Origin of the sequence: Plantactinospora sp. BB1, from assembly GCF_003030385.1 — a bacterium.
Taxonomy (GTDB): domain Bacteria; phylum Actinomycetota; class Actinomycetes; order Mycobacteriales; family Micromonosporaceae; genus Plantactinospora.
Genome location: NZ_CP028159.1, coordinates 3,726,238 through 3,739,219 on the forward strand (window position 1 = coordinate 3,726,238; position 12,982 = coordinate 3,739,219).

The 12,982-nt window shown below is 72.2% G+C and carries 7 protein-coding genes; 2 read left to right on the forward strand and 5 right to left on the reverse strand.

Annotated elements, in window-relative coordinates; translation table 11 throughout:
- Positions 1 to 23: 23 nt before the first annotated feature.
- From C6W10_RS16345 to C6W10_RS16365, 5 genes are all read right to left on the reverse strand, one after another.
- A complete protein-coding gene (locus C6W10_RS16345) occupies positions 24 to 1,841 on the reverse strand; it encodes an ABC transporter ATP-binding protein (RefSeq protein WP_107258820.1) in 1,818 nt (605 codons plus the stop codon).
- Positions 1,842 to 2,000: 159 nt separating this feature from the next.
- Positions 2,001 to 3,446 (reverse strand): glycoside hydrolase family 43 protein, encoded by a 1,446-nt coding sequence (locus tag C6W10_RS16350; protein WP_107258821.1) that lies wholly within the window; start codon positions 3,444 to 3,446, stop codon positions 2,001 to 2,003.
- A gap of 21 nt (positions 3,447 to 3,467) precedes the next feature.
- Positions 3,468 to 4,865, reverse strand: a complete 1,398-nt coding sequence (locus C6W10_RS16355) for a family 43 glycosylhydrolase (RefSeq protein ID WP_199853948.1) — start codon at positions 4,863 to 4,865, stop codon at positions 3,468 to 3,470.
- Positions 4,866 to 5,101: 236 nt separating this feature from the next.
- Complete coding sequence (locus C6W10_RS16360) at positions 5,102 to 6,988, reverse strand: hypothetical protein (protein WP_199853949.1); 1,887 nt, start codon at positions 6,986 to 6,988, stop codon at positions 5,102 to 5,104.
- Positions 6,985 to 9,744 (reverse strand): Tat pathway signal sequence domain protein, encoded by a 2,760-nt coding sequence (locus C6W10_RS16365; RefSeq protein WP_107258823.1) that lies wholly within the window; start codon positions 9,742 to 9,744, stop codon positions 6,985 to 6,987. The genes C6W10_RS16360 and C6W10_RS16365 overlap by 4 nt, the downstream gene beginning before the upstream one ends.
- A 155-nt stretch (positions 9,745 to 9,899) precedes the next feature.
- On the opposite strand from C6W10_RS16365, the gene C6W10_RS16370 reads away from it, so the two are divergent.
- Positions 9,900 to 11,855 (forward strand): DUF2264 domain-containing protein, encoded by a 1,956-nt coding sequence (locus C6W10_RS16370; RefSeq protein ID WP_107258824.1) that lies wholly within the window; start codon positions 9,900 to 9,902, stop codon positions 11,853 to 11,855.
- A 56-nt stretch (positions 11,856 to 11,911) separates the two neighbouring features.
- Positions 11,912 to 12,979 (forward strand): LacI family DNA-binding transcriptional regulator, encoded by a 1,068-nt coding sequence (locus C6W10_RS16375; RefSeq protein WP_107258825.1) that lies wholly within the window; start codon positions 11,912 to 11,914, stop codon positions 12,977 to 12,979.
- Positions 12,980 to 12,982: the final 3 nt, after the last annotated feature.

Sequence of the window (12,982 nt, forward strand, 5' to 3'; positions counted from 1 at the left end):
TGCAAGCACTATCCGAGGTCGATCTATATTGTTGCGATATCGGCGCTTTGCCTCGGCGCCTGCGCACCGGGCCTCGGCGCCTGCGCAGCGGCTCCGGTCAGCAACTGGGTCGCGGCCAGTCCTCGGTAGAGTTCGCAGCCGTCCAGCAGGTCGGCGTGCGTGCCGACCGCACGAACCCGGCCCGCGTCCAGCACGACGATGCGGTCGGCCCGGGTCACCGTGGAGAGCCGGTGCGCCACCATCACCACCGTGGTGGTCCGGGCGACGGCGGCGACGATCTCGCCGAGCGCGCGTTCGTTCATGGCGTCGAGCTGCGAGGTCGGCTCGTCGAGCAGCAGCAGCCCCGGTCGGCGCAGCAGGGCACGGGCGATGGCGATGCGTTGCCGTTCCCCGCCGGAGAGCGTCGTACCGTGGTGGCCGACCGCGGTGTCGAGGCCGTCCGGGAGCCGCCGGAGCAGCGGGACGAGGCGGGTCTGTTCGAGGACCTCCACCAGCCACGGCTCCGGTGCGGATGCCGAGCCCATCGTCACGTTGTCCCGCAGCGTTCCGGAGAGGACCGGGGCGTCCTGCTCGACGTAGCCGATCCGGGCGCGCAGGTCGGCCAGCGGCCAGTCCCGGACGTCGCGGCCGTCGATCTCGACCTGCCCGCTGGTGGGGTCGTAGAAGCGTTCGATCAGCGCCAGCAGGGTCGTCTTGCCGGCTCCGGATGGTCCCACGACGGCGGTGAGCCCGGTCGCCGGCAGTCGCAGCTCGACGTGTTCCAGGATCGCCGGGCCGCCGGGCCGGTGCCGCAGCGAGACGTCCCGGAACGCCACCGTCACGGGCGCGGGGATGCCCGCCGCCGGGGCGTGCGCGGGCCGGTCCAGGTCCTCGGCGGCGAGTTCGGCGATCCCGTCGATGCGCCGGACGGCGGCCAGGCCCGCCTGTAGCCCGGTGACGCCGCCGACCAGCTGGGTCACCGGGCCGCCGAGGTAGAAGAGGTACAGCAGGAAGGCCACCAGGGACGAGACGGCGAGACCACCGGCGGCGACCCGCGCCCCGCCCACCCCCAGCACCACGATGAAGGCGACCTGGACGGCGAGGCCGGTGGCGATGCCGGCCAGCGAGACCCAGCGCGCCGCCTGCCGCCCCCGCCGCCACGCCTGCCGGGCGGCGGCGTGCACGGCGGCGGCCTGCCGCTCCTCGGCGCCGTTGGCCTTGACGGTCCGAAAGGCGCCCAGGGTACGTTCGAGGACCGCACCCATCCCGCCGACCGCCTCCTGCGCCTCTTCCCCGGCGCTGCGGATCCGTGGCACCAGCGCCAGGGTCACGGCGGCGAGCATCAGCAGGACGACCAGTACCACCGCGAGCAGGACCGCGTCGAGTCGGCCCATCAGCACCACCGCGCCCGCGATCTGGAGTACCCCGGCCACCAGGTCGACGACGTTGCTGGTGGCCGCCGCGCGCAGTTGGGTGGTGTCCCCGGTCGCCCGGGACAGCAGGTCCCCGGGCTCGGCTCCGTCCACGACCGCGACGCGCAGGCGCAGCAGCCGGGCGACGAGCCGGCGGCGCGCGGTCAGCACGACGCTCTCGGCGGTCAGCTCCACGAGGTACATGCCCCAGACCCCGACGACCACGCTGAGCAGCAACAGCGCCACCAGCAGCAGCATCGGCTCGCGGTACGGGGTGCCGCCGGTCAGCGCGTCGATCAGGCTCTTGACCACCATCGGCTGGGCGAGGTTGGCCAGTCCGCCGAGGAACATCAGGGCCGCTCCGCCGAGCAGTCCACGGGCGTGCGGGCGGACGTAGCTCAGCAGGGACGCCAGCGGCGCCCGACCGGCGGCACCGGGGATGGGAAGCATGCCGTCGTCCTCACCGGGGTGTCGGAGGTGCCGGCCGTGATCGGCGCCGGCCCACCGACACCCTCCGGTGAGGTCCGATATTCGAGCTATACCGGAGCTTTTACCGGCGGGCCGGGCCGGCGGAGTGCAGCCGTCGCCGGCCCCGGGCCGGGCGGGCGGCTAGCTGGTCGCCCGGAAGGTGGCATCGCTTCGGCCCTGTGCGTCGCCGATCGGGTCCAGCCGGAGCAGGTAGCCGCTGTGCCGGATGTAGCGGTCGGGGTGGTTGTAGGACCGGTACGAGGTCCAGGCGGAGTTGGCGAGCCCGGCGACGGGTTGGAAGGTCGCGTCGGCCGCGAAGGTGGCGGTGCCGTCGCTGGCCTCCAGCCGGAAGTCGAAGTCGTAGTGCCGCAGGTAGTGGCCGGGGAAGTTCACCGACTCGAACGACCTGGTGTCGGAGCCGCCGGCCAGCCCGGGTACCAGCCGGAACTGGGCGTCCTGCGCCGGGCTGACGTTGGCGTCGAGGCGTACGTCGAAGTCGGCGTGCCGCACGTACCGGTCCTGGTGGTTGTAGGACTGGATCCGGTTGACCGGTGTGCTGTGGCCCCAGCGGGCGAGCACCCGGCTCTCCTCGGCGGCGGTCAGGTTGAGGATCGAGCCGTGCCGTTTGACGGTGCCGCCCATGGCGTAGGAGCCGGACGCCGGGATCCGGTAGCCGCCCGGGTTCGACGGGTTGGCGGTCAGCACGGGCAGGTACCCGCGTCCGGAGGAGTACTGGTCGAGATAGAGCGCCCACTCGGTGCGGGTGTTGAACCGCATCCACATCGGCCCCTCGACCTGCGAGCCGGTAAGGCCGATCCCGGCCAGGTTGCCGAGGGTGGTCCAGGTGCCGAGGACCGAGTCGCTTCCCTCGACGGTAATCTGGCCGTCGCCGGAGGCCCGCACGTAGCGGTAGCCGCCGACACCGGCCGGAACCTCGACGATCTGGGTGTCGATGATGCCCTGCGTGCCGGCCCGGTCGATGTACACCTGTGGGGTGCCGATGCTGCGGAAGTTCGTCGTCCGGGCCTGGTAGATGCGGTGTTTCAGCACCCCGTTGCGGGTCGCGTTCGTCGCCCAGTAGAGGACGTAGTCGCCGGTGGCGGGGTTCCAGATCGCCTCCGGCGCCCAGGCGTTGCGTCCGTCCGGGATCGCACCGGCGACGTTGAGCAGCCAGGGCGCCGACCAGTTCACCAGGTCGGTGGACTCCCAGACGACCAGGTTGCGGCTGCCGTTGTTGACGGCGCCGTCCCAGTCCTGTCCGCAGCCGATGCAGAGGTCGGTCGCGATCATCCAGTAACGGTCTCCGGCGGGGGAGCGGACCAGGGCCGGGTCCCGGGCGCCACGGGTGCCGACCGTCGAGCGGAGGACCGGACCTCCGTTGTTGAGGTCGGTCCAGTGCAGGCCGTCCCTGCTGTGTGCGACGGAGATCTGTTGACCGGCCGCCCCTTCGCCGATGAAGTGCGCCATCAGGTAGCCGGTGAACGGGTCCAGCGCCGCCGCCTGTCCCGGCACCGCCGCCGACCACGAGGTGAGGAGCAGGCAGGCGGCGCCGAGTACCGCGCTGAGCCGGACGACTGTTCTCGACATGGAAGCTTCCCTCCGGTGACCCTAGGCTGTCGGGACGATCGGCCGGATGGTGCCGTCGGCGTTGAACTCCATCCGGTCGATGGTGGTTTCCCGGTTGGTGCCGTTACCGGCCGGCACGGCGAACCGGTGATAGGCGACGTACCAGGTGTCGGTGCCGGGCGCCCGTACCACCGAGTGGTGGCCGGTGCCCCTGATGCCGGCGTCGAGCCGCTTCTGGAGTACGACCCGGCGGTTGGTCCACGGCCCGAACGGTGACGTCCCGGTGGCGTACGCGACCCGGTAGTCCTCGCTGCGGGTGTCGTTCTCGGACCACATCAGGTAGTAGGTGCCGTTCCGCTTGAACACGAACGGCGCCTCGTTGTAGCCGGGTGGGGTGATGGTGCGCACCTGCGCCGGGTCGTACGAGACCATGTCGGCGTTGAGCCGGACGACCCTCGCCACGCCCTGGCCCCAGTACAGATAGGACACTCCGTCGTCGTCGGTGAAGACCATCGGGTCGATCGCCTGACCGCCGGGGAACTGGCCGGCGCGCACGAGTGGATGCCCCAGCGCGTCGCGGAACGGTCCGGTCGGGGTGTCCGCGACGGCGACGCCGAGCTGCTTGGCGGTGTTGCCGCTGGCCGCGCCGCCGCTGAAGTAGAGGTAGTAGCGGCCGTTGCCGGCGGCGACCGCCGGGGCCCAGGCGGAGTCGTCCGCCCACGACACGTCCGGCCCGTGGTCGAGGATCACGCCGTGGTCGGTCCAGTTGACCAGGTCGGTGGAGGAGAACGCCTTGTAGTAGGTGCCGCTCCAGCCGGCGTACCCGTCGGTCGTCGGGTAGAGGTAGTAGCGGCCGTTGAAGGTGGTGAGGTGCGGGTCGGCGAAGAGGCCCGGGATGACCGGCCCCCTGGTGGTCTTCGGCGCCCACGGTGCGGTGAGTCGGAACGCACTCTCCGCCCGGAACGTCGCGGTGTCCTGGTACGGGTCGAGCCAGAGCGCGGAGTCGCGGTGCCGGATCCGCCGGTCGGGGTAGTTGTACGAGGCGAGCGAGACCGACTCGGCGACCGGGCCGTCCACCGGGCAGAAGGTGGCGTCGGCCCGGAACGTCGGGTCGCCGGTGTTGGGGTCGATCCGCAGGCGCCAGTCCCGGTGCCGCAGAAACTGCCCGTTCGCGGCCTGCAACGAGTAGCACCGTGGCGACGCCAGCCCGTTCACCACGGTGAAGGTGGCGTCGAGTCTGGTCTGGGCGGTGCTGCCGCTCGTCACCTCGTCGAGTCGCCCGAGGTGGTCCTGGTGTCGCAGGTACCGTCCGGGCAGGCCGACCGACTCCAGCGACCGCGCGCCGGTGGGCAGCGTCGCCGCCCGCGCGGGCGACCCCGGAACCAGGACCAGGAGGCCGGCCGCCACCGCGGAGAGTGTGAGGACGGGAAGGATGCGCATCACGAGACTCCGATCCGGGTCGGCCGCCGTGGCCGGTGCACACATCGGGACAGGTTCGTCAGCGGTCGGGCGCCCACCGCTCGCACCTGGGGACCGTGCTGTTAGCGCTGAGTGTTAGCGCTCACATGGTGCCTGTCAAGCCCTCGACGGTTCTCGATACCGGAGTGGGGTCGGTCCCGGGCCGCTCTGCCGACCCGGGGCCCGCCCCACCCACCGTCCTGCTGCCGGACCCTCGGCTACCGGGCGGCGTAGCTGATGTTCGGCCGGGGCGGGGTGCTCATCCCGGCGCCGAGGAAGTAGTCGACGTGGTGGGACTGCATGTACCCCTTCAGCGTCATCGCGTTGCGATAGGCGGGGTTGTGCGCGAGCGTGTACAGCCGGGTGCCGCTCGGCTGGTTGGTGGTGAAGATGATCAGCTCGTTGTAGCTGGCGTTGGTGTAGACGACCTCCTCGCGCCAGTCACCGAGGATGTCACCGACGAAGGTCGGCTGGACGCCCTGACTCGCGTTGACCGCGCCGTAGTTCCAGGTGCTGACCAGCCGGGGCACGCTGCCGCTCGCCGTCGGGCTGTTCGGGTTCCACTTCTCGATCTTGCCGTCGTTGAGTAGCTCCATGGTGACGTCGCCGTCCCACCAGAGCCCGAGCTGCGGCCACGGCTGGAGCGAGGTGTTCGGCTCGGCGAGCCGGTTGGTGGGCGCGTTGTAGAGCCCGGAGAAGGACCAGACCTCCATGCCGGGGAAGCGCGGGTCGATGTCACCGGCCATGCCGCGCCCCACGTCGGCGGTACCCGACTCGACGTGCCGCCAGATGATGGAGCCGTTGGCCGCGTCGTAGTAGTACTGGCGCAGCCCGCTGGGGTTGACCTGCTGGACGCCGTAGCCCTGTAGACCCGGCCGGTTGGGATCCATCTTGGCGATGTGGAAGCGGTCGCCGTGGATGACGCCCTGCGGTCCCAGCGAGTACTTCAGGGTGCCGTTTCCGTTGAGTACGAACCCGATCTCGGCGACCTCGTCCCGGCCGTCGCCGTCGACGTCGATGATCCGGGTGTTGTGCCCGTCCGGGGTGTTCTGGTTGCCGCGCAGCCACTTCCACTGCTGGCTGAGGGACTGGCCGGTGAACCGCCAGGCGGTCATCATCAGGTTGAAGTCGCCGCTGCCGATCCGGTTTTTCATGAAGGCGACCAGGCTCGGGTTGACCCCGTCGAGGTGACCGACGCCGAAGCGGGCGTACATGGGGCCGTCGGCGAGGTAGTCGGTCGGCACCGGTGCGGTGGCCCGGGGCGCCCCGGTCAGGCCGTCGAGGATGGCGATGAACTGCCGGTTGTTGTCGCTGTTGGTGAAGGTGGTGCCGTTGCCGAACCGGACGCCGTTGGCGATCCGCAGGGCGACCTCGGCGCGGCCGTCGCTGTCGAGGTCGTAGACGGTGACGCCGTCGTTGTGGCCGACGTCGATGGTGGCCGAGCCGCCCTCGATGTTGTTCTGGTTGGTGCTGTTCGGGCCCATGTTGACCGACCAGAGGAACTGGCCGTTGCCGCGGTACGCCTCGACGGTCTGCGGGGAGGTCTGCCGGTCGAGCACGTAGTCGTACTCGCCGTCGCCGTCGAGGTCGCCGACCCAGACGAACTTGACCGCCCCACCGGCGCGCAACGGCACCCGGACCACCGGTTCGGTGGCGTGGTTGGCGGAGAGCGTGAACGAACGGCTCGGCGCCTGTTCCGCACCGTTGACCACCGGGCGTACGTGGTAGGTGTTCGACTGGCCCAGGTTCGCGGTGCCGTCGGTGTAGTTCGTCCCGCCGGTCAGCGGCGACGGATTGAGTTTCACGGCCGCACCGCCGCCGGTGGCCCGGTAGACGTTGAAGCCGATACCGGCGGGGTCGAGGCCGAGCAGCCGCCAGCTGACCAGCACCTGGCTGCCGCTCGACCGCACGGCGACGACCCCGCGACCGAGGCTCTCCATCCGACGGGGGTCGGCCGGCAGCCGGCTCGGGTCGCCCGCCGTGACGCCGGGCCCGGCCCCGGACCGGACCGGCGCGGCCGCCGCCCCCAGCGCGACCACCACTCCGGCGCCGGTCAGCAGGGTCGTCACGGCCAGCACTGCGCAGAACTTCGTCCTCGGTCTCATCGCTCCTCCTGAGCGGGTAGGTGGTCGCCGACCAGCGCCAGGCACTGGATCGCGGCCAGGCCGTACTGGGAACTCGCGTTCGTGGAGACGAAGCTCGCCTCGTCGACGGGTTTCAGCACGGCCGGACCCTCGACCCGGACGGAACGCCAGTCGAGGTTGCGTGGATAGCCGGCGTGGCCGGTGTGGAACTCCTGCCAGGCGCGGGCGGCCAGCGCCGGGTTGCCGGTCCGGGCGGCGGCGTACGCGGTGAGTCGGGCGTGCGCCTGGCGCAGGTTGAGGCTGCCGAACGACTGCCCGGTCTCGGCGATCTGCTCGGCGGCGGTGCCGTTGTAGAGCCGGCAGTACTGCAACCAGGCGTCGGTGAACTCCGGCAGGTCGAGCAGGTCGACGAGTTCGGCGCAGATCTCGACCAGGCCGAAGACGGCGCCGAGCGAGCCCACGCTCACCTTCGGCGGGCCGATCGCGAACAGCCCGGTGTCGAGGTCGTAGAGGCCGTCGCCCTGGATGAAGCCGTTCGGTTGGGCGGCGATCGAGCGGGCGCTGTTGACCAGCTTGGTCCGGGCGACCGGGTCGCCGTCGCGCTCCCACTCGGTCAGCCAGGCCGCCGCGAGGCCGCTCCAGTCGGTGCCGAACCCGATCCCCAGCGCGTGCGGGTCCGGCTCGTACGGCTCGGTGCGGATCTTGCGGATCGGGTCCAGGGCCAGGAAGGTGCGGTCGGCGTCGACGAGGTCGCGCATCAGGTCGCCGACCCGCTCGTCGGCGGTGAGGAAGTAGTAGAAGCGTCGGTACGCGGCACTGCTGATCCGCAACTGCTTGGCGCTGTCGGCCCAGTGCAGCACCCCGTGCCGGGTGCCGAGGTCGCGGTATTTACCGAGGTGGTAGACGTCGACCTCGCCGGTGTGCCGGGTCATCGCCTCGGCGAACCGGAACACGTCCGCCCGGCCCGAGCGCAGGTACTGGTACCAGAGCCACAGGTCGGGGGAGAGTTCGGAGTTGGCCCAGGCGTACCCGCCGACGTCGTACCGCCAGACGTGCCGGTCCGGGTCGTAGCTGTGCATGATGTCGCCGTAGTTCCAGAATCCGTACCAGGAACGCTGCTCGACCTGATCGCGGTGGAAGTCGACGAGGAAGTCGAGCCGGTCCTCGATCTCCCGCCGTGCCGGGGTGCTCCGGTCGACCGGACTCCAGTCGCCGAAGACGCCGGCCGCGTGCAGCTGGGCCGGCGGGGCGACGATCAGTGGCGGGGTCCGGACGGCCGCGGCGAGCTGGGCGAACCGGTCGGCGGAAGGCGTGCCGCCGAGCGCCCAGAAGTACATCTCGGTGGTACGCGCGATCCCGTACGGGCGGCCGAAGCCTGGCTCGTAGTCCTCGTACGTGATCTCCAGCCCCTCCAGCTGCTCCGGATAGCTGTCCTGGCCCATCCCGTCGTGGTAGAAGCGCAGGTCCATCGGGGTGGCGTCGGGTGACCAGAGCCAGACGGTGACCTCGGCGCTCTCACCGGCCGCGCCCCGGACGTCGAGCTGGGTCGGGTGCAGCTGCCAGAAGTCCTTCATGCCGAAGGCGAGACCGCCGGAGACGCCACCCAGATAGCCGAGGCCGCCGGCCCGCCGACCGGTGTCGACCTGCACCCAGCCGTGCCCGGTCCGGGTGCGTTTGCGGATGTCGAAGCAGCCGTCGGAGAGCTGCCGCAGGCTGTAGTCGCCCCAGGCCGGCACGAGGTGCAGCCGGCCGCTCACCCGGGTGTCCCAGCCGGCCACGTCGGGGGTCCGCTCGCCGGCGACCTGCGCCTGCCGGACCGCCGCACCCGGGTCGCGGCGCAGGCCGGTGATCCCGCGAACGGCCTCGCCGAGGATCCCGTCGCCGTCCCCGGCGAACCGCACGTGCCGGTCGTGCGGCTGGTCGGTCATCGGTACCTGGAACCGGACGCCGAGGCCGCTGACGAAGTCCCTGCGCTCGTCGCCGTCGAAGACGAAGGTGTGCACCATCCGGATGCCGTCGCTGCCGGCGTAGAGGTAGAGCCGGATGGTGAACGGCAGCCACTCCCGGCGACCCCGAGTGGCCCGGTGCCGACCGTCGACCCGGACCACCGCTCGCACCGGGCCGCGCTGCTCGACCCGTACCTCGTGGATCTCGGCGCTGAACCGCTGCTGCCGGACGGTGCCCGCCTCGTCCTCGCCGGTGGCGTCCCGGCGCAGGCAGACGAGGGTGCCGTTCGCCGCGACGGTGCGGTCGCCGCGGACGATCGAGGGCACCAGCACCCGACCGCGCCGGGCGATCCGGCAGCGGACGACGCCGGTGTCCACCTCGATCACCCTGGCGGTCTCGGTGACCCGCAACGGGACGTCCGGTGCGGCCGGCTGGCCGGGCCGGAGCAGGTAGTCGGCGGCGGGTGGTACCCCGGTGCCGATCGCGTGGGCGGTCCACTTGACCGTGCCGTCCGGCCAGAATCCGGTCGGCCAGGACTGCACGGGTACGGGCGTGCCGGCGGCGGTGGTCAGGGCGAGTTCCTGGCCCCGGGGCAGGGCGCCGCGCGGCCACGGCACACCCCAGGTGGCGCCGACCAGGGCGCGGGGTGCGTCGCCGTCGAGCCAGCGCAGCGGCACCCGGGCGTCGGGGTTGGCGGCGGGGGGCGTTTCGGGTCGGGCCGGTGCGACCCGGGGTGGGGCGGCGGCGGCCGGTCGGGGGCCGGGGAGTTGGGTCGCGACGCCGGCCATCGCGACGCCCATCAGCAGGCTGCGTCTGGGCAGTTGGGGCATAGCGCACTCCACTTCGTCGGGTCGCGGCCGGGGCCGCTGTGGAAACGCTTACTATGTCGTGCAGGTAACCAGAGAGTTGCATCGATGTCAATGAGAGGGGCTCGCGGCTGGTCGCGCTGGTACAAGGGAGTTGATCGTGATCACGGCGGTGACCTATGCTCGTCCGCATCGGTACAAACGCTTTAACTAAGCCTCCGGCCGTCGATGGTTGGCTCTCGCCGTACACCGGGTGGACCCGGGCGCACTGGGAGGCCGCCGCCGACCGCCTGCTCGACGCGGTGCTGCCCTACGCGGTGCCGGGCTTCGCCCAGGTGCGCCTGCCCGGGCGGCCGGGCAGCGCCGGCCTTTCCTGCGACGGCCTGGAGGGGTACGCCCGGACGTTCCTGCTCGCCGCGTTCCGGATAGCCGGTGCCGGCGGTGACGTGCCGGCGGCCCTGATCGAGCGCTACGCGGACGGCCTCGCCCACGGCACCGACCCCGCACACCGGTACGCGTGGCCGGCCCCGGCCGACTGTTCCCAGCAACTCGTGGAGGCGGCCTCGATCGCCCTCGCCCTGCACGAGACCCGGCCGTGGCTCTTCGACCGGCTCGACCCGCCGGTGCGACAGCGGGTGGTGGACTGGCTGGCCGGAGTCGCCGGCAAGCGGACGTGGCAGAGCAACTGGGTGCTCTTCCCGGTGGTGGTCCAGCAGTTCCTGGCCACCGTCGGGGCGCCGCACGATCCCGCCCAGATCGACGCCGGGCTGGACCGGATCGAGCAGTGGTACGTCGGGGACGGCTGGTACACCGACGGCGCCGGGCAGTGCTTCGACTACTACGCGGGCTGGGCGATGCACCTCTACCCGCTGCTCTGGGCCCGGATGTCCGGCGACCGGGCACGCGGCGACCGGTACCGGGAGCGGCTGCGCGCCTTCCTGGGGCAGTACCAGCACATGTTCGGCCGGGACGGCGCGCCGGTGCACCAGGGTCGGTCGCTGTGCTACCGGTTCGCCAGCGTCGCCCCGCTCTGGCTCGGCGAGCTGACCGACGCCACCACGCTGCCGCCGGGCCGGACGCGCCGGATCGCCAGCGGGGTGCTGCGGCACTTCCACGAGCGGGGCGTGCCGGACGAGCGGGGACTGCTCGACCTCGGCTGGTACCAGCGGTTCCTGCCCTGCACCCAGCCCTACTCCGGGCCGGCGTCGCCGTACTGGGCCAGCAAGGCGTTCCTCGGCCTGCTGCTCCCCGCCGACCATCCGGTGTGGACGGAGCGGGAGAGTGCCGCCCCGATCGACGATGCCGACCGGGTCGTCGCGCTGCCCGCACCCGGCTGGCTGCTGCACGCCACCCGGCACGACGGGATCGTGCGGCTGGTCAACCACGGCAGCGACCGGGCCCGTCACCTCGGCGCCGACGGGTTGGAGGACCCGCACTACACCCGGTTCGGATACGCCTCGCACGCCGCCCCGGAGACCGGCGAGGAGGCCCGGACCCGGGCGGTGGACGGCCACCTCGCCGTACTCGCGCCGGACGGCACGATCTCCCGCCGCCGCCGGATCGAGCCGATCGCCGTACACGACCGGTTCGCCGCCTCGGCGTACTCCGACGAGCTGCCGGGCGGCCCGGTACGGGTGCAGACGGCATCGGTGGTGCGCGGGCCGTGGGAGCTGCGGGTGCACCGGGTGACCGCGCCACCGGGCTGTCGGGTACGCGAGGGCGGGTACGCACTCGCCGCTGCCCGCCCGCCGAGCGTCGACACCGGGCCCGGGTGGGCCTCGGTGCGGCGGCCGGACGGACTGGCCAGCGTGGCGATCGCCCGGTACGGGCTGCGGGACGCCGCCGTGGCCCACGCCCTGGACGCGAACGCGTACGGGGTCTGCTCCGCCACGCCGTACCTGACCGCGCCGGAGCATCCCGGCGGTAGTGCGGTCTACGTCTGCCTGGTCGCCCTCACCGGCGACCGCGTCGACCCGGCCGCGGTCGCCGAGTCGGTCACCGTGCTGGTCGACGGCGACCGGGTAGCGGCGACCTTCCCGGACGGCGAGCGGGTCGAGGTGACCCTCGGCGCCGAACCCGGATACGCCCGTTTCCCGGCCGGCGGTGGCGCGCCCGTGCGATGGCCCGCGGGTTGACACGGCGACCTGTTTCTGTAACCGTTTTCCGGAACACCTGCCCGGGATGGAGGACGATGGCGCGGCGGACGGCTGAACCTGCGGGTGGTCGGCGGCGGTCCACGATCCGCGAGGTCGCCGACCGGGCCGGCGTCTCGGTCGCGACCGTCTCCCGGATCCTCAGCGGCAGCTACCCGGCCGCGCCGGCCACCCGGGCCCGGGTGATGCGCGCGGTCAAGGAACTCGACTACGTCGCCAACGCGCACGCCCGGGCCCTGGCCGGCACGCCCAGCAAGAGCGTCGCCATCGTGCTCAACTCGGTGATCTCGCCGCACTACGCGCACGTCGCCCAGGGGGTGGAGACCCAGACCGCCGCCGAGGGCCGGCTCTGCCTGATCGGTACCACCGGCGGCGACCCGGAGCGCGAGCTGGCGATGGTGAAGTTCATGCGGGAGCAGCATGCCGAGGCGGTGATCCTGGTCGGCAACGTGGTGGCCGACGAGAAGTACCGCGAGCGGATGAGCCAGTACGCGCACGCCCTGGCCGCGATCGGTTCCCGGCTGGTGCTGTGCGGCCGGCCGCCGCTCGGCCCGGACGTCCCCGCCGTGGTGGTGGAGTACGACAACGCCGGTGGCGCCTTCGCGGCCACCAGCCACCTGCTCTCCGCCGGGCACGAGCGGATCCTCTTCGTCGGCCGCCGCCCCGGCTACACCACCGCCGACGGGCGGCTGGCCGGCTATCGGCGGGCGCTGGAGGCGCACCGGGTGCCGCACGACCCGGCGCTGGAGGTCGAGGGCACGATGGAGTGGCACGAGGGCTACCGGATGATGAAGGAGCGGCTGGTCGCCGGCCCGCCGGACTTCACCGCCGTCTTCTGCGTCAACGACCTCCTCGCCGGTGGTGCCCACAGGGCGCTGGCCGAGCACGGGCTGCGGGTGCCCGACGACGTGTCGATGGTCGGCTTCGACGACCTGCCTCCCTCGCTCGACCTCGGCCTGACCACCGTGCACCTGCCGCACGAGGAGGTGGGGCGCACCGCCGTGCGCCTCGCGCTGGAGCACGAGGCACGCGGCGGCACCCCGCCGCACGTCACCCTCGGCACGCACCTGGTCGTCCGCGACTCGGTCCGTCCCCGCTTCCGGTGACAA